Here is a 22,658-nt window from a genome sequence, read left to right as displayed (position 1 = left end):
GGCACAGCTGCAACAATTTGTGTCATTCTGGTCTGTCTTTACACAGTGAAGGTGGAAACATGGATGAGCTGCTAACCCTTGGCTGCATTGTTTTATTCTTTGCGTTGGTAGTGGTTCCTGGTCTCGCTATCGTGGCATACAGACGCAGTGCGGCGGTACGTTCTGAGCTGGCGGTCTTGCGCCGTCGGGTAGAGGAACTTGAGCTGCGCGGGGTGGCGCCGGAGTCTGTGGTACAGGCCATCGCCGATGCGCCAACGGCTGCAACAAAGAGTGTTCCTGTCGATGCGAAAACGGCTGCGATTAGCAACGTGGCGCCGGAACCAGACACTGAGCCGACCCTTGAACCCGTTAGCCCGTGGTCTTCACAGCAGACGCCGGATAAAGCGGTAATTTCCACGCCCAGCGTCGAGCGACCTTCTGCTTTTGGCGGGGTGATGTCATCGCTGGTGCGCTGGTTTATGCAGGGCAATCCGTTGGCAAAGCTCGGTATATTGCTCCTGTTCCTGGGACTTTCTTTCCTGCTGCGTTACACCGTCGAACATTCTCTGTTGCCGCTTGAGCTGCGCCTGGTGGCGACCGCGCTGTTTGCTATTGTCCTGTTGGCGCTGGGCTGGCGGTTGCGGCATAAGCAACAGGTCTATGCGCTGATCTTACAGGGCGGGGCCACGGGAGCACTCTATCTCACCGTCTTTGGCGCGTTCCGGCTGTGGCAAATGCTGCCAATGACGCTAGCATTTGCGCTGCTGGTGGCGATTTGCGCGGCGAGCGTGGGTCTGGCTATTTTGCAAAAGGCACTCAGCCTGGCGATGCTGGCCAGCCTTGGCGGCTATCTCGCGCCGCTGCTGCTTTCCTCCGGCGGCGGCAGTCATGTCGCGCTCTTCTCTTTCTATCTTCTGCTCTCGGTCGGTATTCTCGCGATTAGCATCTGGCAGCACTGGCGGGAGCTGAATCTGCTCGGCCTGTTGTTTACCTTTGGCGTTGGCGGTTTGTGGGGGCTGGAGGACTATCGACCTGAGTATTATCTGAGCTGCCAACTGTTCCTGATCGCCAACACCATTATTTTTGGCGTGCTGAGCGTGGCGCTGTCCCTTCGGGCGCAGGAAAAAGGCAAACAGATTATTGATGGCGTGCTGCTGTTTGCCCCTCCGCTGGTAGGTTTTGGCATGCAGTATGCCATTACCCGGCATATGGCATATGGTCCGGCGCTCAGCGCGCTGGGCTACGGTGGTTTCTATCTGGTGTTGGCGACGCTTGCGTTGCGGCGCTCATCTTCTCTGGGAAGACCGCTGGTATTGTCCGCCCTGGCGCTTGGCGGCGCATTTACCACCCTGGCTATCCCGCTGGCGCTTTCAGCCCGTTGGACGGCGATGGCCTGGTCGCTGGAGGGACTTGGGATCCTCTGGCTGGGTATCCAACAGCAGCAACGACGCATGAGTTATAGCGGTACGGCGCTGCTCGTGTTGGCCGTGGGCAGCGCGCTATGGGCGCTGGCGAACGGCATAACTGCGCTCTCAGTGATGCTGATATTTGCCGTGCTTAGCCTCAGTTGGCTGGCTGCCGCATGGCTATGGCGCAACATTCGGATACAGGGCAGTTGGGGGCTACTCGCTGGCGGTTTGCTTTTCTGGATTATTGCACTCGTTGCAGTTTCGCAGCTCATCCTGAAGCAGGAGCGGTGGGTGCTTTCTGGCGTGTTGGCATTAATGGCGGTATCGGTCTGGGGCTGGCGAACGATTGCTGGTCGCCTGGCATGGTGGGAGCTGGATGCCAGTAAATGGCTGTTGTGGCCGACGATGCTGGTGATGCTGATGTATCAGATCTCTTTGCAGCAGATTTTTGCCGCGGGCTGGCCGAATCTTGCCTGGTGTGCGGCGCTATTTGTTGCAGTGGCGCTGCTCTGGCGTGACGCACCGATATTACCGCCAACGCTTTCCCGGCTGGCACATTTGTCGTTCTTCTGGATGATTGTACTGGCGCTGGCGGTTGAGCTGTTCTGGTTCGCCCAGGCGCTACCGTGGGGGCGAGACGCGTGGGGAAGCGGCCTGATGATGGCGGCTGGCGGATTGCTGATTTTCCTGGTTTATCAAGCTGTTCAGCGCAGGCTCTGGCCATTTCGTATCTGGCCGGCCTTATATTCTGTTCAGGCGATGGTTCCTGTTGCGTTGGTACTGGTCGGTCTGCTCGTGCTGACGAATTTACAGGATGGCGTGGTTTATCGTCAGACATATCTGCCGTTGCTCAACCCGCTGGAAGAGGGCGCAGCTTTTGCCCTGCTAGGGTTGGTTGTGTTTTATCGCGTGTCTGAACGCTATTTCCCGGTGCAGCTTTCGGTGTGCCGCCCATGGCCGGTTGTGGCGCTGATGGCGCTCGGTTTTTGGTGGCTTAATGGCCTGCTACTGCGCGCATTGTCCTGGTATGGCGAAGTTGCGTGGAATGTACACGCCCTGTGGGATTCGCGGCTGATTCAAACCTGTTTTGCTCTGTTCTGGATGCTGGCGGCATTGGTGGTGATGCTGCAGGCAACCCGGCGTCGCTCGCGGCAGGAATGGTTGTGTGGAGCCGTTTTGCTGGGGATAGTCATAATTAAACTGATGCTGGTGGACAGCGCGGGAGGCGGCGGCCTGGCGCGCGCGGTCGCGTTTATCGGCGTCGCCATTCTGGTGCTGATTATCGGGTATTTTTCACCTTTACCGCCCAAAGCTGGAGAAGAAAAATGAAATGGATTAAAGCGGTTCTCTGGAGTGCTCTGTTAGGAGCAACCAGCGCGGCGTGGGGCAGTAATACGGCTACGGATGCGCCAGCAGACTACGCGAAGGGCGTGAAGCTCTTAACGCCGGGTTCAGAGCAATGGCATAGCCTCCCTCTGCCATTAGAAGTATACCACGAGGCGGTCTGGCCGGACTTACGTGATATCAGAGTGTTCAACCGCCAGGGCGATGTGGTGCCTTTCAAGCTACTGGCAGAAAAAGCGCAGGCAACGTCCCCCAGAACGATTCCTCTGCGCCTTTTTCCGTTTGATTCTACGGCACAACCGGTGACGCCAAAGCACGATGATGAAAGACCTGCGGTCCTGCTTCGTGCTAAAAATGGCATTGAAATTCGCTTCGAAAGTGAAAACCTGCAATCTATCGGGCAGAGTTATTTAATTGCCTTGCCAGACGATGTCAAAGAGACGCCATTGCTGTCCCAGTTGCGTTTGAACTGGGATGCGCCTGCGAAAAACTGGCAGGGAACGGCATCGCTCTATTACAGCCGTGATTTGCGTGACTGGAGGTTGATGACAGGAAATGCGCCGCTGATGGATCTGACGCATAGCGACGACCGGTTGAAAATGGACACCTTAGGCGTCGATGATTTGCGCATGTCTGCTGATGGTATCCCCTGGCTGTTGCTGATTCTTGATTCGCAAAGTCCTGCGTTAAATCTGACCGGAGTGAGTGCGATAACCCGTGAGGAGCCTCCGCTTACCCGGCCTGTTTCGATGGATGCTGAAGCGGAGAAAATTGCCGAAAACCAGGCGATTTGGCGCTGGTCCAGGCCGCAACCGTTGACCTCATTAAAGATTTCACTGGATAACGAAGGCGTATTGCCGGTTGAACTTGAATGGCGCAAAGCAGAAAAAGACGCCTGGCAGCCTTTAACCCGAACGGTTCTCTACAATCTGGAAAATCAGTATTCGGATAATATTCCGCTCTCCGGTGAGTTAGTTGAGGCGGTCCGGATGACGACGCTTCAGGCGCGTTTGCCTGACACTTTACCCGTACTGAGAGGGGAGCGCGACAGCTATAAAGTGATTTTTAACGCACAAGGCCAAAGCCCGTTTATCCTGGCATGGGGGAACAAAGCGGCGGAACCCGCGAGCGTCAGTCTGGCGATGCTGATCCCGGAGGCGTTACGTAAGCACAACGATCCTGACAAAATGCCGCAGGCTTTGGAGGATGAACCAGTTACTCTGGGCGGTGAGGGGCGGCTGACGGCAACCTCAGTCGCTGAGCAACAAAGCCAGTGGAAAACGCTGTTGGTATGGGGGGCGTTAATTCTTGGCGTCGCCGTCCTGGGGCTGATGGCGTGGCGAATCTGGCGTGAAGTGAAAAAGGGTAATCCGACATAAACCAATAAAAAAGGCCCGCGTTGCGGGCCTCTTACGATTCATGCCAATTACAGGCTGGAAACGTTCTCGGTCAGGTATTTTGCCACGCCGTCTGGAGACGCGTTCATACCTTCTTTTCCTTTTTCCCACTGTGCCGGGCAAACGTCGCCGTGCTCTTCGTGGAACTGCAGCGCGTCAACCATACGCAGCATTTCGTCGATGTTACGACCCAGCGGCAGATCGTTAACCACCTGGTGACGAACAACGCCGTTAGCGTCGATCAGGAAAGAACCACGCAGAGCAACGCCCGCTTCCGGGTGCTCGATGCCGTAGGCTTTCTGGATTTCGCGTTTGATGTCAGCAACCATTGCGTATTTCACCGCACCGATGCCGCCTTTGTCGACAGGGGTGTTACGCCATGCGTTGTGGACAAATTCTGAGTCGAAAGAAACGCCAACAACTTCAACGCCGCGCTTCTGGAATTCTTCGTAACGTTTGTCGAATGCGATCAGTTCAGACGGGCAAACGAAGGTGAAGTCCATCGGCCAGAAGAACAGAACGGTGGTTTTACCGTTGGTATGCTGTTTGAAGTTGAAGTTTTCAACGATCTCACCGCTACCCAGTACCGCAGCTGCTGTGAAATCCGGAGCCTGACGAGTTACCAGTACCATATAATTCTCCTGCAATGTTAAGGGTTTTTTGGAACGCAACGCGGGCCAGTATAGAGAGTGTTTGAGAATAAGACAAAGAGGCGCTGGCAATCAATGAGACAGGTTTTGTCTATCAATCTGTTGCTGGATGAGCGCTACTGCTTATCCGGCGCGTTATGCGGGTTACCATCAAAGGGTTTTATGTCGCGCCTGTTCCATCATTTGCGGATAAAACTGCCAGAAACGCTCTTCTAACGCATCATAATGCGTATCCAGGTCATACCATGAGTCGCGCAGGGCATCGAGACGCGGACGGCGGCTGGCCATGCCGTTCAGGACGTTCTGGATAAAATCCATGTCACGATAGCGCTCAAGCCATTTTTCTGACCACATATAGTTGTTTAAGTTAATAAAGCGCGGCGGCGATTCCGGCAAAATCGTGGTCACCTGGGTGCGGGCATAGCGCACAAATTCCGCTAATGGGAAATCTGGGGAGATTTCCGACCAGTTGCGCGACAGAAAGTGATCCCACATCACGTCCAGCGTAATTGGCGCGACGCGGCGCGTTTCGCTACGAAACCACTCTTTGGCTTCACGCACTTGCGGCAGGTTATCGGTCATCACGTCGATACGACGGTGCATGAAGATGCCTTCCACCACCTCAGGCGAAAAAAGCGTTTCCGGATTACCCCGGACAAAATCGGCCAGCAGATTGCCGGAAAGCGAGCTGTCGGCAAGATGAGCGAGATGCAAATGTGCAAGAAAATTCATAGTTAAACGTTTATCCAGAGGGGTAAAGGTTGCAGGGAGAACGCCCCGGCACTAGACTACCCGCCTCTTATTTTAGTCTGAGTCAGTGTCATGCGCGTTACCGATTTCACCTTTGAACTACCCGAATCCCTGATTGCCCACTATCCGCAAGCTGAGCGCAGTAGCTGCCGCTTGCTGTCTTTGGACGGGCCGACGGGCGCGCTGACGCACGGCACTTTCACCGATTTGCTCGATAAGCTCAACCCTGGCGATTTGCTGGTCTTTAACAATACCCGCGTTATTCCTGCGCGTCTGTTTGGCCGTAAAGCCAGTGGCGGCAAGATTGAAGTGCTGGTCGAACGCATGCTGGATGATAAACGTATTCTGGCACATATTCGCGCCTCGAAAGCGCCGAAGCCGGGTGCCGAGCTGCTATTGGGCGACGATGAAAGTATCAAAGCGACGATGGTCGCCCGTCACGACGCGCTGTTTGAAGTGGCGTTTGACGACGAACGCAGCGTGCTTGATATCCTCAACGCCATCGGCCATATGCCGTTGCCGCCGTATATTGACCGCCCGGACGAAGACGCCGACCGCGAGCTGTACCAGACCGTGTATAGTGAAAAACCGGGTGCCGTCGCTGCGCCGACCGCGGGGCTGCACTTTGACGAGCCGCTGCTGGCGAAACTGCGCGATAAAGGCATTGAAATGGCGTTCGTTACGTTGCACGTCGGCGCGGGTACCTTCCAGCCGGTGCGCGTAGACACCATCGAAGACCACATTATGCACTCTGAATATGCGGAAGTGCCGCAGAATGTGGTGGACGCGGTGCTGGCGGCGAAAGCGCGTGGCAACCGCGTGATAGCCGTGGGCACAACGTCCGTTCGCTCACTGGAAAGCGCGGCGCAGGCTGCCAAAAATGATCTCATTGCGCCGTTCTTCGGCGATACGCAGATATTTATTTATCCAGGCTATAAATACCAGGTGATTGATGCCCTGGTCACCAACTTCCACCTGCCGGAATCGACGCTGATCATGCTGGTTTCTGCGTTTGCTGGTTATAAAAACACCATGCACGCCTATCATGAAGCGGTAAAAGCGGAATATCGCTTTTTTAGTTACGGAGATGCGATGTTTATCACGTACAATCCGCAGGCTATTTCTGAGCGTGTCGGGGAATAAATTTCCGGCATGAGTATTTAACGTCGGACTGTTTTTCTGACGCAGGAGTTAAGATGAAATTTGAACTGGACACCACAGACGGTCGCGCGCGTCGCGGCCGCCTGGTTTTTGATCGTGGCGTAGTGGAAACGCCTGCATTTATGCCGGTCGGTACTTACGGCACCGTAAAAGGCATGACGCCGGAAGAAGTTGAAGCTACCGGCGCGCAGATCATCCTCGGCAACACTTTCCACCTGTGGCTACGCCCGGGTCAGGAAATCATGAAGCTGCACGGCGATCTGCACGATTTCATGCAGTGGAAAGGGCCAATCCTTACCGATTCCGGCGGCTTCCAGGTTTTCAGTCTGGGCGATATCCGCAAGATTACCGAGCAGGGCGTGCATTTCCGCAACCCGATCAACGGCGATCCGATTTTCCTCGATCCTGAGAAGTCAATGGAGATTCAATACGATCTCGGTTCCGATATCGTGATGATCTTCGACGAATGTACACCGTACCCGGCCGACTGGGACTATGCTAAACGCTCAATGGAGATGTCTCTGCGTTGGGCGAAGCGCAGTCGCGACCGTTTTGACAGTCTCGGCAACAAAAATGCGCTTTTTGGCATCATTCAGGGCAGCGTTTACGAAGATTTACGTGATATCTCCGTCAAAGGTCTGGTAGATATCGGCTTTGATGGCTACGCTGTCGGCGGTTTGGCTGTCGGTGAGCCGAAGGAAGATATGCACCGCATTCTGGAGCATGTTTGCCCACAGATTCCGGCAGATAAACCGCGTTACCTGATGGGCGTCGGCAAACCAGAAGATCTGGTTGAAGGTGTGCGTCGTGGTATCGATATGTTTGACTGCGTGATGCCAACGCGAAATGCCCGTAATGGTCATTTGTTTGTGACTGACGGCGTGGTAAAAATTCGTAACGCGAAATATAAAAGCGACACCAGTCCGCTCGATGCTGAGTGTGATTGCTACACCTGTCGCAATTATTCGCGCGCTTACTTGCATCATCTCGACCGTTGCAACGAAATATTGGGCGCGCGTCTCAACACGATTCATAACCTTCGCTACTACCAGCGTTTGATGGCGGGTTTACGCAAGGCTATTGAAGAGGGTAAATTAGAGAGCTTCGTGACCGATTTTTACCAACGTCAGGGTCGACCAGTTCCACCTGTGAACGTTGATTAATTTTAATAATGAGGGAATTTGAATGAGCTTTTTTATTTCTGATGCGGTAGCGGCAACAGGTGCTCCGGCGCAGGGCAGCCCGATGTCTCTGATTCTGATGCTGGTGGTGTTTGGTCTGATTTTCTACTTCATGATCCTGCGCCCACAGCAAAAGCGTACCAAAGAACACAAGAACCTGATGAACTCCATTGCGAAAGGCGATGAAGTCCTGACCAACGGTGGTCTGGTGGGTCGCGTGACCAAAGTAGCAGAATCTGGCTACATCGCTATCGCGCTGAACGACACCACTGAAGTGGTTATTAAACGTGATTTCGTAGCTGCCGTTCTGCCGAAAGGCACCATGAAGGCGCTGTAATTTATTGTTTTCCCAAAGGGAACTGCCGTGTTAAACCGTTATCCTTTGTGGAAGTACATTATGCTGGTCGTCGTCATTGTCGTCGGCCTGCTTTACGCACTTCCCAACCTGTATGGTGAGGATCCGGCTGTTCAAATCACTGGCGTGCGCGGTGCCGCCGCCAGTGAGCAAACGCTGATCCAGGTCCAGAAAACGTTACAAGAAGATAAAATCACACCTAAGTCTGTGGCTCTGGAAGAGGGTGCTATTCTTGCGCGCTTCGACTCCACTGATACCCAACTGCGCGCACGTGAAGTACTGATGGGCGTGCTGGGCGATCAATACGTCGTGGCGCTTAACCTTGCTCCGGCAACACCGCGCTGGCTGGCAGCCATTCACGCAGAACCGATGAAACTCGGTCTTGACCTGCGTGGCGGCGTTCACTTCCTGATGGAAGTGGATATGGACACCGCGCTGAGTAAGTTGCAGGAACAAAATATCGATAGCCTGCGCAGCGATCTGCGTGAAAAAGGCATTCCTTATACTACCGTTCGTAAAGAAGATAACTACGGCCTGAGCATCACCTTCCGTGACAGCAGCGCCCGTGATGAAGCTATCTCTTATCTGAGCAAGCGTCACCAGGATCTGGTTATTTCCAGCCAGGGCAGTAATGCTCTGCGTGCGGTGATGACCGATGCGCGCCTGAGCGAAGCCCGTGAATATGCGGTACAGCAGAACATCAATATTCTGCGTAATCGTGTGAACCAGTTGGGTGTTGCTGAGCCGGTGGTACAACGTCAGGGCGCTGACCGTATTGTCGTCGAACTGCCGGGTATCCAGGATACCGCGCGTGCGAAAGAAATTTTGGGCGCAACCGCGACGCTGGAATTCCGTCTGGTAAACACCAACGTTGACCAGTCTGCTGCGGCATCCGGGCGTGTACCGGGTGATTCGGAAGTGAAACAGACTCGCGAAGGTCAGCCGGTTGTGCTGTACAAACGCGTGATCCTGACCGGTGACCATATCACCGACTCCACCTCCAGCCAGGACGAATACAATCAGCCGCAGGTTAACATCTCGCTGGATAGCGCGGGTGGTAACATCATGTCCAACTTCACCAAGGACAACATCGGTAAGCCGATGGCGACCTTGTTTGTGGAGTACAAAGACAGCGGTAAGAAAGATGCCAACGGTCGCGCCGTGCTGGTGAAACAGGAGGAGGTGATTAACATCGCCAACATCCAGTCTCGCCTGGGTAACAGCTTCCGTATCACCGGTATCAACAACCCGAACGAAGCGCGTCAGCTTTCTCTGCTGTTACGTGCCGGTGCGCTAATCGCGCCGATTCAGATTGTTGAAGAACGTACCATCGGCCCAACCCTGGGTATGCAGAACATCAAACAGGGTCTGGAAGCCTGTCTGGCCGGTCTGGTGGTTTCTATCCTGTTCATGATCTTCTTCTATAAGAAGTTCGGTCTGATTGCGACCAGCGCGCTGATCGCTAACCTGGTGCTGATTGTCGGCATTATGTCACTGTTGCCGGGAGCCACGCTGAGTATGCCGGGGATTGCGGGGATCGTCTTAACCCTTGCCGTCGCGGTCGATGCTAACGTACTGATCAACGAACGTATCAAAGAAGAGTTGAGTAACGGTCGTTCGGTGCAGCAGGCCATCAATGAAGGTTATGCGGGCGCATTTAGCTCCATCTTCGATGCGAACATTACGACGCTGATTAAGGTCATTATCCTGTACGCAGTCGGCACTGGGGCAATTAAAGGGTTCGCGATTACTACCGGTATTGGGGTAGCGACGTCGATGTTTACCGCAATTGTCGGTACACGTGCCATCGTAAACCTGTTGTATGGCGGCAAGCGCGTCAAAAAGCTGTCAATCTGAGGAGTGCGAAGTGGCACAGGAATATACTGTTGAACAATTGAACCACGGCCGTAAAGTCTGGGACTTTATGCGCTGGGACTACTGGGCTTTCGGCATTTCAGGTTTTCTGCTGATCGCGGCCATCGTGATTATGGGCGTGCGCGGCTTTAACTGGGGTCTCGATTTCACCGGTGGTACGGTCATTGAAATCACGCTGGAAAAACCAGCGGAAATGGACGTGATGCGCGATGCGCTGGAGAAAGCGGGCTTTGTTGACCCGCTGCTGCAGAACTTCGGCAGCAGCCACGACATTATGGTGCGTATGCCGCCAACTGAAGGCGCTGACGGCGGTCAGGTGCTGGGTAGCAAAGTGTTGAGTGTGATTAACGAATCCACCAACCAAAACGCTGCGGTGAAGCGAATTGAATTCGTGGGGCCGAGTGTAGGCGCAGACCTGGCGCAAACCGGTGCGATGGCGCTGATGGCGGCGCTGATCTCCATCCTGGTGTATGTCGGTTTCCGCTTTGAGTGGCGACTGGCGGCAGGGGTAGTTATCGCGCTGGCGCACGACGTAATCATCACACTTGGGATCCTGTCGTTGTTCCATATCGAGATTGACCTGACTATCGTCGCATCGCTGATGTCGGTAATCGGTTACTCGCTGAACGATAGTATCGTAGTCTCTGACCGTATTCGTGAAAACTTCCGCAAAATTCGTCGCGGTACGCCTTACGAAATCTTTAACGTGTCATTGACTCAGACGCTGCACCGTACGTTGATTACCTCCGGTACGACGTTGATGGTTATTCTGATGCTGTTCCTGTTCGGTGGTCCGGTACTGGAAGGCTTCTCGCTGACCATGCTTATCGGTGTTTCCATCGGTACTGCGTCTTCTATCTACGTAGCATCGGCGCTGGCGCTGAAGCTGGGTATGAAGCGTGAGCACATGCTGCAGCAGAAGGTCGAGAAAGAAGGGGCGGATCAGCCGTCAATTCTGCCTTAACCCATTAAGAGTGAAGATAGTGGAATCCCGATCGCAAGGTCGGGATTTTTTTTGCCTGTGATTTAACGGTAGGCCATTATCTTTTTCTGTCGTCACACTACTGACAGTATGCTGTCAGTAGCCCTGTCTTATAGTCCTTCTGAGATTACCCACACAGGCAGGAGGAAGTATGAACAACGTAATTAACTGGTTTGAAATCCCCGTGGTACAAATGGATCGCGCCATCGCTTTTTATGAGCCAGTGATGCAGGTTTCTTTGCGTCGGGAGAATATGGACAGCGCTGAGTTGGCCGTATTCCCGCATAAGGATCCTGCTCCCGGCGGGGCGCTGGCTAAATTTGACGGTATTTCGCCTTCAGCGCAGGGCGCTATTATTTATCTGCATACGGACAATTTGGCTGCCACGCTTGAACGTGTTGCCACAGCTGGTGGTCAATGCGTGTTTGGCCCGCTCGAACTGGGGCAGGACATTGGTACGATTGCGCTATTTACTGACAGTGAAGGCAATCGTGTTGGTTTACATCAACCCGCGTAATATTTTCAGGACTGAGGATTAAAATGACCCGACGCGCCGACCGCTTGTTTCAGATCGTACAAATCCTGCGGGGCAGACGAGTGACAACGGCGGCGCTGCTGGCAGAACGTCTTGAAGTTTCTGAACGGACGATTTATCGCGATATCCGCGATCTCTCTTTATCCGGTGTGCCCATTGAAGGCGAAGTGGGCAGCGGATACCGCTTAATGGCCGGGTTTGATCTGCCACCGTTGATGTTAACGCATCACGAATCAGAAGCATTGATGGTCGCGATTCGGTTGCTGAAAACATGGGGCGGGGATTCACTTTCACAGGCACTGGAGTCGGCGCAGGAAAAAGTGCTGGCGATATTGCCGCCAGAGAGTCGCCGCAGGGCCGAGCAAACGCGGATTTTTGCGCCAGATTTTGGTAATCAGCCACATTCACGCAGTGCCTTCGATCTCATACATCGCGCGGTTTCGGCGCAACAAGTACTGGCGCTGCATTATCGCGACGAGTCCGGGAATCTCTCCTGGCGTGACGTTCAGCCACTGGGATTATTTTTCTGGGGCGAGCACTGGTTACTGGTTGCCTGGTGCGAGAAGCGTGACGATTATCGCTGCTTTCGCGTTGATCGCTGTCTGAAGATCACGCCGCTCGACAGGCACTTTCGCGAATCGGCGGATCGCTCGCTAAGTGACTTTTTACGTAAAGTACGCTGTGAAGACCAGCCGTAAAAAAGCCAGCGGTTAAGCTGGCTTGTCTGCGATAAATGTCGGGATTAGAAGTTGTAACCTACAACCAGGTAACCACCCCAACCGGTTGATTTCGCGGTGAAGTCGCCATCATTCCAGTTCAGGGTATCCCCACCTTTCCACTGGCCGCCGTTATGGAAATAACGCGCGACTACGGAGTAGTGCCAGTGATCGTAGTTCAGCGCCAGCACGTGGCTGGAAGCGATAGAGTTGCTGGTGCGGTTCGGATCATCACCCAAATCTGAGCCCCAGTCGAAGTTGGTGAAGCCGATGTAGGTCAACTGACCGCCCCAAACCTGGGTGATCGGCACAAAGTATTTCACTTTGAAACGGTAACCATCCCACTCGTTTTCGTTGGATGCGCCATAGTTCTGCCACTGGTATTTAGCATACACGTTCAGGGACAGACCCATCGGCAGACCGGTGTCGATATCGGTACCCAGACCCATATACCAGGTGCTCTGGCGGCTGGCTTTGTTGTCACCCATATCGTAGATGTAGTTGTTGGCGAAGTACCATTCTTTGAACGGTCCAAAGCTCAGGTCAGCACCGGTCAGTTTGTCGATGGAGAAACGTGGTTCGATTTCCATAAACAGCGGGGAACCGTCAGACCAGATACCTTTATCGTTGCCGTTACCCCAGTCAAAGGTTTTCGGAATATCGATGTAGCCATAGAAGTCGAACCAGTCTTTTTTGGCAAACGCTTCGTATTCCAGATACACGTCGTTGTTCAGTTTCGGGGAGAAACGGGTGTGGTAGCTGCCCACCACGTTGACGCTTTGGTGCCACCAGTCGGACAGATATTGCGGTTTGTCATTTTCTGCTGCGTTGGCAGTAAAAGACGAGGAGAGCGCCAGCACTGCACCGGCTGCAAGTAATGTTTTTTTCATATGTATGCCACTGTTTGAAATCCCTTTCGGGAGTGAAAAATGCGCAAATTGCGTTTCTAAATATTTCGTAATTCTTCGGGGTCTATTATAAAAATCATTGTTCACAAAAATATGTCTTGTTTCACAGTTCTATCATTTGCGTAATCGATTGCGTTCACGTTTGCGTACTTTAGGCGGCGAATTGTACTGGCTCCCATGAATGTTGCCAAGTTTTAGCAGAAATATTGGTTATGTCAGGGGAGTAACAAAATGGAGCGGAGTGATGTTGCGGAACGCACAAAACGTTCCGCAAAAAAGTTTATTGGCTAACAGGCTGGACGTCGTGGATGCGAACAAATCCTAACTGGTCGGGGGAGAGACCAGTTATCTGCAACGGAATGTCTACATCGCTGGGGGCAAGAATACTTGCCGGGGCGTTGACCAGTTGGTTTTGAACGTTCACTTCCTGATAATTCTCCGTGGTGCCCTGAATTTGACCGTACTCTACGGTGGCGCTAAAGGCGGGCAAGGGCGTATTGGACTCGCCCTGAATACGCAGCGTTAACCGTGTGCCATCGGCGTTCGGCGCAATATTCACCAAAGACATACGTAACGTGCCGATCTGGCTCTCCAGCCGGGCCGGGGTTTTGGAGCCCGGCAACAGATAGGCGCCACTGGTCGACTTAGCATTCAACATATTTTGTTGCGTAATTTTTACCGTTTCCTGATTAAGCTGCGTCATCTCTTTATTTAGCGTGCTTACGCTTTGATGCATCTGGCGTACTTCGCTTTGCTGCGCGCAGGCGCTAAGACTAAAGAGGCTTCCCACCAGGAGAATTCTTAGGTAACGTCTTGTCATTGTGATTACTTCCTTCATTGTCGCGATAGCATAATGGTAGTGTGCACAGAGCACGAAGGCATCGATCCTTTGTCTCAAAAGCGCTGCGCCTTTGTTGTCACGCCAGTTCAGGGTAAAATAGATTGCTGTTAACCACTGAGGTACAGGACGCCGTATGCATTGCCCATTCTGTTTCGCCGTAGACACTAAGGTAATTGACTCTCGTCTTGTAGGCGAGGGCTCCTCAGTACGCCGCCGTCGGCAGTGTCTGGTCTGTAACGAACGTTTCACCACTTTTGAAGTGGCTGAACTTGTCATGCCGCGCGTTGTGAAGAGCAACGATGTGCGTGAACCCTTTAATGAAGATAAGCTGCGCAGCGGCATGCTCAGAGCGCTGGAGAAACGTCCGGTCAGCTCAGATGACGTCGAAATGGCGTTAAACCATATCAAATCACAACTGCGAGCGACTGGCGAGCGTGAGGTGCCGAGTAAGATGATCGGCAACCTGGTAATGGAGCAGCTGAAAAAGCTCGATAAAGTCGCTTACATCCGCTTTGCGTCGGTTTACCGCAGTTTTGAAGATATCAAAGAATTTGGCGAAGAGATTGCTCGCCTACAGGACTAAGCCATGCAGGATGAATTGTACATGGCGCGCGCGCTGAAGCTTGCTGCGCGCGGACGTTTCACTACTCACCCAAATCCCAACGTCGGCTGCGTGATTGTTAAGGATGGGGAGATCGTCGGTGAAGGATATCATCACCGCGCGGGCGAGCCGCATGCCGAAGTCCATGCCCTGCGCATGGCCGGAGAAAAAGCGCAAGGGGCAACCGCCTACGTGACGCTTGAGCCCTGCAGTCATCATGGGCGTACGCCGCCGTGCTGCGATGCGTTAATTGCCGCGGGTGTCGCGCGCGTGGTGGCCGCTATGCAGGACCCGAATCCTCAGGTAGCAGGTCGTGGCCTCTATCGCTTGCAGCAGGCGGGCATTGACGTTAGCCACGGCTTGATGATGAGCGAGGTTGAGCAGCTTAATAAAGGCTTTCTCAAGCGCATGCGTACAGGTTTCCCATATCTGCAGCTTAAGCTTGGCGCATCGCTCGATGGTCGTACGGCGATGGCCAGCGGGGAAAGCCAGTGGATCACCTCGCCGCAGGCGCGCCGCGATGTGCAACGGCTGCGCGCGCAAAGCCATGCCATTTTAACCAGCAGCGCGACGGTACTGGCCGACGATCCTCAGCTTACCGTGCGTTGGTCGGAGCTTGGAGAGTCAACCCAGGCGAGTTACCCGCAGGAAAACCTGCGCCAGCCGATCCGCATTGTCCTTGATAGTCAGAATCAGGTCACGCCGGAGCACCGTATTGTGCAACAGCCGGGAGAAACCTGGATTATCCGAACGAAAGACGATACCCGCAGTTGGCCGGAGTCAGTTCGCAGTATTAAGATACCGGAACATAACGGGCATCTGGATTTGGTCGTGCTGATGATGCAACTGGGCAAACAGCAAATTAACAGTATTTGGGTGGAAGCTGGCCCAACGCTTGCGGGCGCGTTATTACAGGCCGGTTTGGTGGATGAGCTAATCGTGTATGTTGCGCCTAAACTGTTAGGCAGTGATGCGCGAGGATTATGTGTGCTGCCAGGGCTTGAGAAACTGGCCGACGCCCCCCATTTCAAATTCAACGAGATACGCCAGGTGGGCCCGGACGTTTGCCTGCATTTAACCACTGCGTGAGGCTTTCTGAATTAGAGGAAGCAGCGCCCAGAATATTATGATAAAATCCGCCCCCCTTACGGGGCCATAAATCGAACCCGAAGGAAGAATATGAACATTATTGAAGCTAACGTTGCTACTCCGGACGCTCGCGTCGCCATCACCATTGCGCGTTTCAACAACTTTATCAATGATAGCCTGCTGGAAGGTGCGATCGACGCCCTGAAACGTATTGGCCAGGTTAAAGATGAAAACATTACCGTCGTTTGGGTTCCAGGCGCATATGAGCTGCCGCTGGCGGCTGACGCACTGGCGAAAACCGGTAAATACGATGCGGTGATTGCGCTCGGTACAGTGATCCGTGGTGGTACCGCGCACTTCGAATATGTGGCTGGCGGTGCAAGCAATGGCCTGGCGCATGTCGCTCAGGACAGTGGCATTCCGGTAGCCTTCGGTGTTCTGACCACCGAAAGTATTGAACAAGCCATCGAACGTGCTGGCACGAAAGCCGGCAACAAAGGCGCAGAAGCTGCACTGACTGCGCTTGAAATGATTAATGTATTGAAAGCCATTAAGGCCTGATTTTTGTAAGGGGAAATCCGTGAAACCTGCTGCTCGTCGCCGCGCCCGTGAGTGTGCCGTCCAGGCGCTCTACTCCTGGCAGTTGTCCCAGAACGACATCGCTGATGTTGAATACCAGTTCCTGGCGGAACAGGACGTTAAAGATGTCGACGTTCTGTATTTCCGTGAACTGCTGTCCGGGGTGGCGACTAACAGCGCGTACCTGGATGGATTAATGAAGCCTTACCTGTCTCGTCTGCTGGAAGAGCTGGGACAGGTAGAAAAAGCCGTACTGCGTATTGCGCTGTTTGAACTGTCTAAGCGTAGTGATGTGCCGTACAAAGTGGCCATCAACGAAGCGATTGAACTGGCGAAAACCTTCGGTGCCGAAGACAGCCATAAATTCGTTAACGGCGTACTGGATAAAGCAGCACCTGTGATTCGCCCCAACAAAAAGTAATCCCGAGGCCGGCGGAGAGTGGAACGTGTTTCCGCTGTCCCCGGCTTTTTCTTTTTTTCTGCTGAGGCATAACGTATGGCATGCGGCGAATTTTCCCTGATTGCCCGTTATTTTGATCGCGTAAGAACGTCTCGTCTTGATGTCGAAACCGGTATTGGCGACGATTGCGCACTCCTGAACATCCCTGAAAAACAGACATTGGCGATCAGTACCGATACGCTGGTGGCAGGCAATCACTTCCTCCCCGACATTGATCCTACCGATCTGGCCTGGAAAGCCCTGGCGGTGAATTTGAGCGATCTGGCGGCGATGGGTGCCGATCCTGCGTGGTTGACGCTGGCGCTCACGTTACCTGACGTTGATGAAGCCTGGCTTGAAGCTTTCAGCGATGGCCTGTTTGAACTCCTTAATTACTACGATATGCAGCTGATTGGCGGTGATACCACGCGTGGACCGCTGTCGATGACGTTGGGTATTCATGGCTACGTTCCCGTTGGGCGTGCCTTAAAACGTTCCGGGGCAAAACCGGGCGACTGGATTTATGTGACCGGCACGCCGGGCGACAGTGCGGCGGGGCTGGCGATTTTGCAGGACCGCTTGCAGGTGACTGATCCAAAAGACGCGGAGTATCTGCTGCAACGCCACCTGCGCCCAACCCCGCGTATTTTACAGGGACAAGCCCTGCGCGATCTGGCCAGTGCGGCTATCGATCTCTCCGACGGCCTGATTTCCGATCTGGGGCATATCGTCAATGCCAGCGGCTGCGGCGCACGGGTTAACGTCGACGCGCTGCCTTATTCCGCGGCGTTCGCCCAACATGTTGAGCCGGAACAGGCGCTGCGCTGGGCGCTCTCGGGTGGTGAAGATTATGAGTTATGCTTTACCGTACCGGAAATCAACCGTGGCGCGCTGGACGTTGCGCTGGCGCACCTCGGGACCTCGTTTACCTGCATCGGGCAGATGAGTGCGGATGTGGAAGGCGTTCATTTTACGCGCGATGGAAAACCCGTCACGTTCGACTGGAAAGGATATGACCATTTTGCCGCGCCTTAAAAAAGATGTCGCCAAAAGCCGCCTGAGTATGCGCAATCCGTGGCACCTGTTAGCCACCGGTTTTGGTAGCGGGTTGAGTCCCATTATTCCTGGCACCATGGGATCGCTGGCGGCGATCCCTTTTTGGTATTTAATGACGTTTCTGCCATGGCAGCTGTATTCGCTGGTGGTCATGCTGTCGATCTGTATCGGCGTTTACCTGTGTCATCAAACGGCGAAAGACATGGGCGTGCACGATCATGGCAGCATTGTCTGGGACGAGTTTGTTGGGATGTGGATAACCCTGATGGCGCTACCGACCCTCGACTGGCAGTGGGTTGCCGCCGGATTTGTGATTTTCCGTATTCTGGATATGTGGAAACCGTGGCCGATCCGTTGGTTCGATCGCAATGTGCATGGTGGAACTGGGATCATGATCGACGATATTGTCGCCGGGATACTCTCTGCCGGAATTTTATATTTTATCGGTCATCACTGGCCGGTAGGCATCATTTAAAGGGTTTGCCGGATGGCGGCGTAAACGCCTTATCCGGCCTACGTCCCAACAATATGTCGATTTCGTAGGCCCGATAAGCGCAGCGCCATCGGGCAATGGCAGATTATTTAAACCCCACCACCGGATGCTGTTTGTACGGTGTTTCCAGTTCGGCAATTTGTTCCGGCTTCAGCGTTAAATCCACCGCATTAAGCAACTCATCCAGCTGTTCCTCGCGCGATGTGCCGATAATCGGCGCTGCCACCCCCGGTTTGCTCAGCAGCCATGCCAGCGCGACCTGCGCCCGCGTGACGCCCAGCTCTTCGCTGACGCCAGCCAGCCGTGCGGCAATTTGCGCGTCGTTTTCGTCGCTCTCGCTGTATAAATTTTTACCAACTTCATCGGAAACCAGGCGAGCGGTTGTTTCTCCCCACGGGCGGGTCAGACGACCGCGTGCCAGCGGACTCCATGGGATCACCGCGACGCCTTCCTGATAGCAGAGCGGCAGCATTTCGCGTTCTTCTTCGCGGTAGATCAGGTTGTAGTGATCCTGCATGCTGACGAACTGCGCCCAGCCGTGTTGCTTCTGTAGGGCCAGCGCCTGAGCAAACTGCGAAGCGTGCATTGACGAGGCACCGATATAGCGAGCTTTACCGGCTTTTACTACGTCGTTGAGGGCTTCCAGCGTTTCTTCGATTGGCGTGTTGTAATCCCAACGGTGAATTTGCAGGATGTCCACATAGTCCATGCCCAGGCGTCTGAGGCTGTCGTCGATTGAGCGCAGGATTTGTGCACGGGATAAGCCTTCCGGCAGATCGTCAACCTGATGGAACACTTTTGTCGCCACCACCACCTCATCACGACGGGCGAAATCACGCAGCGCGCGGCCGACAATCTCTTCGCTGCTGCCAGCGGAGTAGCTGTTGGCAGTATCGAAAAAGTTAATGCCGCCCTCAAGGGCGCGTTTGATTATCGGGCGGCTGCTCTCTTCAGGCAGCGTCCAGGCGTGATTACCGCGATTGGGTTCGCCAAACGTCATGCAGCCCAGGCAAAGGCGGGAGACCCGGAGGTCGGTTTTTCCTAAAGTGTTGTATTGCATATTCGCTCCTGCTTAGCGTGTTATTCATTAAGCATAGCAGGAGCGGGGAGGGGATTATGCCAGCCAGGCCTTGATTTTGGCCTCAATGCCAGCGGCATCAAGACCCAGATCGGCGCGAGCCTCATCCTGAGTGCCTTGCGGGATGAAGAAGTCAGGCAGGCCAATGTTCAGCACCGGAACGGGCTTGCGATGGGCCATCAGCACTTCGTTTACGCCACTGCCTGCGCCGCCCATAATGGCGTTTTCTTCAATGGTAACCAGCACGTCGTGTTGGGCTGCCATCTCGAGGATCAACGTTTCATCCAGCGGTTTCACAAAGCGCATGTCGACCAGCGTGGCGTTCAACGACTCTGCGACCTGAGCGGCTTCCGGCATCAGGGTACCAAAGTTAAGAATTGCCACTTTTTCCCCGTGACGTTTCACGATGCCTTTACCGATTGGCAGCTGTTCCAGCGGGGTCAGCTCAACGCCCACCGCATTACCGCGTGGATAGCGCACGACCGATGGCCCATTGTTGTAGTGATAGCCGGTAAACAGCATCTGGCGGCATTCGTTCTCATCGCTCGGGGTCATGATGACCATTTCCGGGATGCAGCGCAGGAAGGAGAGATCGAACGCCCCCTGGTGGGTTTGCCCATCAGCGCCAACGATACCAGCCCGGTCAACGGCGAACAGTACCGGCAGTTTCTGGATGGCCACATCATGCAGCACCTGATCGTAGGCGCGTTGCAGGAAGGTAGAGTAAATAGCCACGACCGGCTTGTAGCCGCCAATCGCCAGACCTGCTGCAAAGGTCACTGCGTGCTGCTCGGCAATCGCCACATCGAAGTAGCGGTCCGGGAACTTACGTGAGAATTCCACCATACCGGAGCCTTCGCGCATCGCCGGGGTGATCGCCATCAGCTTGTTGTCTTTCGCCGCGGTCTCGCACAACCAGTCACCGAAGATTTTTGAATAGCTCGGCAGGCCGCCGCTGCTTTTCGGCAGACAGCCGCTGGATGGATCGAATTTGGGTACGGCGTGGAATGTGATAGGGTCTTTTTCCGCTGGCTCATAGCCACGACCTTTTTTGGTCATGATGTGCAGGAACTGTGGACCTTTAAGATCGCGCATGTTCTTCAGCGTGGTGATAAGTCCCAGCACGTCGTGCCCGTCCACCGGGCCGATATAGTTAAAGCCCAGCTCTTCAAACAGCGTGCCCGGCACGACCATGCCTTTAATGTGTTCTTCGGTACGTTTGAGTAGTTCTTTAATCGGTGGTACGCCGGAGAAGACTTTCTTCCCGCCTTCGCGCAGCGAGGAGTAGAGTTTGCCAGAGAGCAGTTGCGCCAGGTGATTATTCAGCGCGCCGACGTTCTCTGAAATCGACATTTCGTTGTCGTTGAGGATAACCAGCATATCGGGCTTAATATCACCCGCATGGTTCATCGCTTCAAACGCCATCCCGGCGGTGATAGCGCCGTCGCCAATCACACAAACGGTACGACGATCTTTGCCTTCTTTCTCGGCGGCAACCGCAATACCAATGCCAGCGCTAATAGACGTTGAAGAGTGCCCAACGCTCAGTACGTCATACTCGCTCTCACCGCGCCACGGGAACGGATGTAAACCGCCTTTCTGACGAATGGTGCCGATTTTATCGCGGCGTCCGGTCAGAATTTTGTGCGGATAAGCCTGATGTCCCACATCCCAGATTAACTGGTCAAACGGGGTGTTATAGACGTAATGCAGCGCGACGGTAAGTTCCACCGTGCCCAGACCAGAGGCGAAGTGCCCGCTGGAACGGCTCACGCTGTCGAGCAAATAGCGGCGCAGTTCGTCGCAAAGCTTTGGCAGACTCTCTTTTGGCAGTAGGCGTAACTCCTGGGTGGAGTCGACCAGCGCCAGGGTCGGGTATTTGGCTATATCAAAACTCATCGCAAGCTCATGGGATATGTTGGTTTATTTATCACGCTGGATTATGTAGTCCGCTAGCGCTTCCAGTGCCGAGGTATCGAGTGACTGCGCGGCCAGCAAATTTAGCGACTGGCGGGCATCCTCGATTAAATCCCGGGCTTTATTCCGGGCTTGCTCAAGACCCAGAAGTGCAGGATAGGTACTTTTGCCAAGCTGCTGGTCAGCACCCTGACGTTTACCCAATGTTGCAGTATCGCCTACCACATCCAGTATGTCATCCTGAACCTGGAAGGCCAGACCGATGCTTTCTGCGTATTTGTCGAGAATTGGCAGGCATTCTCGCCCTTTATCGCCTGCGCTTAATGCCCCCAGACGCACGGCGGCGCGAATCAACGCCCCGGTTTTATGGCGGTGAATACGCTCCAGCGCATCCAGCGCAACCTGCTGACCTTCCGCTTCCAGATCCAGCGCCTGGCCACCGCACATACCGGCGATACCGCTGGCCTGGGCCAGTTCAGAGATCATCGCGATGCGGTCCCGGTCGGTGACTTCTGGCATGGGCGCGTCGCTGATAATGGAAAACGCCAGCGTTTGCAGCGCATCTCCGGCCAGGATCGCGTTTGCCTCGCCAAATTTTACGTGGCAGGTTGGCAGACCGCGGCGCAGGTCATCGTCGTCCATCGCGGGTAAATCATCATGCATCAGCGAATAGGCATGGATGCACTCGACGGCGGCAGCGGGAGCATCAAGCGTACTCAGGCTGACGCCAAACATCTGACCGGTCGCATACACCAGGAATGGGCGCAGACGTTTACCGCCTAATAATGCGCCATATTGCATGGTTTCGACCACGGGAGTGTTCTGAAAGGGCAGTGGCGCGATAAAACGGCTCAGTGCCTGGTTGGCCTGCTCAACGCAAGCCTGTAGCTGCTGCGTAAAATCCATTTACTCATTATCCGGTGTAAAAGGCGTAAGGGCGGCGTCTTCGGTGTCTGACAGCAGGATTTGTACGCGCTGTTCAGCCTGTTGCAATTTGACCTGTCCCTGACGCGCCAGTTGTACGCCACGTTCGAATTCGTTCAGCGCTTCTTCCAGCGGCAGGTCGCCGCTTTCCAGGCGGGTAACAATCTGTTCCAGCTCGCTCAGCGCTGTTTCAAAACTGGCTGGCGCTTCATTTTTCTTCGGCATAATGAATGTCTGACTCTCTGTATTGGCAGCACAAGACTATGGTAACGGACTCGTACTGATAAGCAAATAACGCGCAATGGTAAGGCGATGTGCACAGGATGACCATGATGGTGGTATACTTGCGCGCCTGGATGCAGCCGCAGGGTATGGGCTGCTGTATTTTTTTCCATTACA

General features: G+C 54.2%; 23 protein-coding genes. 15 read left to right on the top strand and 8 right to left on the bottom strand.

Annotated features, from left to right (window positions below):
- The first annotated feature begins 59 nt into the window (after positions 1-59).
- Together FDX04_RS11300 and FDX04_RS11295 are read left to right on the top strand one after the other, a co-directional pair.
- Positions 60-2,717 carry a DUF2339 domain-containing protein gene (locus tag FDX04_RS11300; protein WP_137370927.1) on the top strand — a complete coding sequence of 886 codons (2,658 nt, stop codon included), beginning with the start codon at positions 60-62 and terminating at the stop codon, positions 2,715-2,717.
- Positions 2,714-4,111: a DUF3999 domain-containing protein gene (locus FDX04_RS11295; RefSeq protein WP_137370926.1), complete on the top strand. Its 1,398-nt coding sequence runs from the start codon at positions 2,714-2,716 to the stop codon at positions 4,109-4,111. Before FDX04_RS11300 ends, FDX04_RS11295 begins: the two co-directional genes overlap by 4 nt.
- 47 nt (positions 4,112-4,158) lie before the next feature.
- Here the strand turns inward: FDX04_RS11295 and FDX04_RS11290 are convergent, their stop codons facing one another.
- Entirely contained in the window at positions 4,159-4,761 is a 603-nt protein-coding gene (locus FDX04_RS11290; RefSeq protein WP_003021524.1) for a peroxiredoxin, read from the bottom strand.
- A 168-nt stretch (positions 4,762-4,929) separates the two neighbouring features.
- Positions 4,930-5,511 carry an ACP phosphodiesterase gene (acpH, locus tag FDX04_RS11285; protein ID WP_137360393.1) on the bottom strand — a complete coding sequence of 194 codons (582 nt, stop codon included), beginning with the start codon at positions 5,509-5,511 and terminating at the stop codon, positions 4,930-4,932.
- A gap of 90 nt (positions 5,512-5,601) precedes the next feature.
- Between acpH and queA the strand changes: the two genes are divergently transcribed.
- From queA to FDX04_RS11250, 7 genes are all read left to right on the top strand, one after another.
- Positions 5,602-6,672 carry a tRNA preQ1(34) S-adenosylmethionine ribosyltransferase-isomerase QueA gene (gene queA, locus FDX04_RS11280; RefSeq protein ID WP_137360394.1) on the top strand — a complete coding sequence of 357 codons (1,071 nt, stop codon included), beginning with the start codon at positions 5,602-5,604 and terminating at the stop codon, positions 6,670-6,672.
- Between the two features lie 53 nt (positions 6,673-6,725).
- Positions 6,726-7,853 carry a tRNA guanosine(34) transglycosylase Tgt gene (tgt, locus tag FDX04_RS11275; protein ID WP_137360395.1) on the top strand — a complete coding sequence of 376 codons (1,128 nt, stop codon included), beginning with the start codon at positions 6,726-6,728 and terminating at the stop codon, positions 7,851-7,853.
- 22 nt (positions 7,854-7,875) lie between these two features.
- Positions 7,876-8,208, top strand: coding sequence for a preprotein translocase subunit YajC (yajC, locus tag FDX04_RS11270; RefSeq protein ID WP_003021544.1), 333 nt, complete (start codon positions 7,876-7,878; stop codon positions 8,206-8,208).
- A gap of 27 nt (positions 8,209-8,235) precedes the next feature.
- Positions 8,236-10,083, top strand: a complete 1,848-nt coding sequence (gene secD, locus FDX04_RS11265; RefSeq protein WP_137360396.1) for a protein translocase subunit SecD — start codon at positions 8,236-8,238, stop codon at positions 10,081-10,083.
- A gap of 10 nt (positions 10,084-10,093) precedes the next feature.
- The gene (secF, locus tag FDX04_RS11260) at positions 10,094-11,065 is read left to right on the top strand and encodes a protein translocase subunit SecF (RefSeq protein WP_038638190.1); all 972 of its coding nucleotides are present in this window, start codon (positions 10,094-10,096) and stop codon (positions 11,063-11,065) included.
- Between the two features lie 169 nt (positions 11,066-11,234).
- Entirely contained in the window at positions 11,235-11,600 is a 366-nt protein-coding gene (locus tag FDX04_RS11255; protein ID WP_137360397.1) for a VOC family protein, read from the top strand.
- A gap of 23 nt (positions 11,601-11,623) precedes the next feature.
- On the top strand, positions 11,624-12,316 hold the full coding sequence (locus FDX04_RS11250) for a YafY family protein (RefSeq protein ID WP_061381554.1): 693 nt from the start codon (positions 11,624-11,626) through the stop codon (positions 12,314-12,316).
- A 44-nt stretch (positions 12,317-12,360) separates the two neighbouring features.
- Here FDX04_RS11250 and FDX04_RS11245 read toward each other — a convergent pair whose 3' ends face one another.
- Entirely contained in the window at positions 12,361-13,224 is an 864-nt protein-coding gene (locus FDX04_RS11245; protein ID WP_137360399.1) for a nucleoside-specific channel-forming protein Tsx, read from the bottom strand.
- 298 nt (positions 13,225-13,522) lie between these two features.
- Positions 13,523-14,062: a DUF3251 domain-containing protein gene (locus tag FDX04_RS11240; protein ID WP_042310122.1), complete on the bottom strand. Its 540-nt coding sequence runs from the start codon at positions 14,060-14,062 to the stop codon at positions 13,523-13,525.
- 154 nt (positions 14,063-14,216) lie between these two features.
- Here FDX04_RS11240 and nrdR point away from each other — a divergent pair, with 154 nt between their 5' ends.
- The 6 genes from nrdR to pgpA all read left to right on the top strand — a co-directional run bounded on the left by nrdR (position 14,217) and on the right by pgpA (position 18,322).
- Positions 14,217-14,666 carry a transcriptional regulator NrdR gene (gene nrdR, locus FDX04_RS11235; protein ID WP_016152032.1) on the top strand — a complete coding sequence of 150 codons (450 nt, stop codon included), beginning with the start codon at positions 14,217-14,219 and terminating at the stop codon, positions 14,664-14,666.
- A gap of 3 nt (positions 14,667-14,669) precedes the next feature.
- Positions 14,670-15,773 (top strand): bifunctional diaminohydroxyphosphoribosylaminopyrimidine deaminase/5-amino-6-(5-phosphoribosylamino)uracil reductase RibD, encoded by a 1,104-nt coding sequence (gene ribD / locus FDX04_RS11230; RefSeq protein WP_137360400.1) that lies wholly within the window; start codon positions 14,670-14,672, stop codon positions 15,771-15,773.
- Between the two features lie 90 nt (positions 15,774-15,863).
- Positions 15,864-16,334, top strand: coding sequence for a 6,7-dimethyl-8-ribityllumazine synthase (gene ribE / locus FDX04_RS11225; protein WP_003021575.1), 471 nt, complete (start codon positions 15,864-15,866; stop codon positions 16,332-16,334).
- Positions 16,335-16,353: 19 nt separating this feature from the next.
- Positions 16,354-16,773 carry a transcription antitermination factor NusB gene (gene nusB / locus FDX04_RS11220; RefSeq protein WP_000801129.1) on the top strand — a complete coding sequence of 140 codons (420 nt, stop codon included), beginning with the start codon at positions 16,354-16,356 and terminating at the stop codon, positions 16,771-16,773.
- 75 nt (positions 16,774-16,848) lie between these two features.
- Entirely contained in the window at positions 16,849-17,826 is a 978-nt protein-coding gene (gene thiL / locus FDX04_RS11215; RefSeq protein WP_137360401.1) for a thiamine-phosphate kinase, read from the top strand.
- Complete coding sequence (gene pgpA / locus FDX04_RS11210; protein ID WP_006685732.1) at positions 17,804-18,322, top strand: phosphatidylglycerophosphatase A; 519 nt, start codon at positions 17,804-17,806, stop codon at positions 18,320-18,322. The genes thiL and pgpA overlap by 23 nt, the downstream gene beginning before the upstream one ends.
- Positions 18,323-18,425: 103 nt before the next feature.
- Here pgpA and yajO read toward each other — a convergent pair whose 3' ends face one another.
- The 4 genes from yajO to xseB are packed head-to-tail and all read right to left on the bottom strand — an operon-like array spanning position 18,426 to position 22,484.
- Positions 18,426-19,400, bottom strand: a complete 975-nt coding sequence (gene yajO, locus FDX04_RS11205; protein WP_137370925.1) for a 1-deoxyxylulose-5-phosphate synthase YajO — start codon at positions 19,398-19,400, stop codon at positions 18,426-18,428.
- A 54-nt stretch (positions 19,401-19,454) separates the two neighbouring features.
- Entirely contained in the window at positions 19,455-21,317 is a 1,863-nt protein-coding gene (dxs, locus tag FDX04_RS11200) for a 1-deoxy-D-xylulose-5-phosphate synthase (protein ID WP_137349001.1), read from the bottom strand.
- Between the two features lie 24 nt (positions 21,318-21,341).
- A complete protein-coding gene (ispA, locus tag FDX04_RS11195) occupies positions 21,342-22,241 on the bottom strand; it encodes a (2E,6E)-farnesyl diphosphate synthase (protein WP_137349000.1) in 900 nt (299 codons plus the stop codon).
- A complete protein-coding gene (xseB, locus tag FDX04_RS11190) occupies positions 22,242-22,484 on the bottom strand; it encodes an exodeoxyribonuclease VII small subunit (protein ID WP_038638224.1) in 243 nt (80 codons plus the stop codon). It abuts the gene before it with no gap.
- Positions 22,485-22,658 lie beyond the last annotated feature (174 nt).

The sequence above is a fragment of the Citrobacter sp. wls615 genome, assembly GCF_005281355.1.
GTDB lineage: Bacteria > Pseudomonadota > Gammaproteobacteria > Enterobacterales > Enterobacteriaceae > Citrobacter > Citrobacter werkmanii.
Note: the sequence above shows the minus strand (reverse complement) of the source record. Positions and strands in the feature narration are given on the sequence as shown.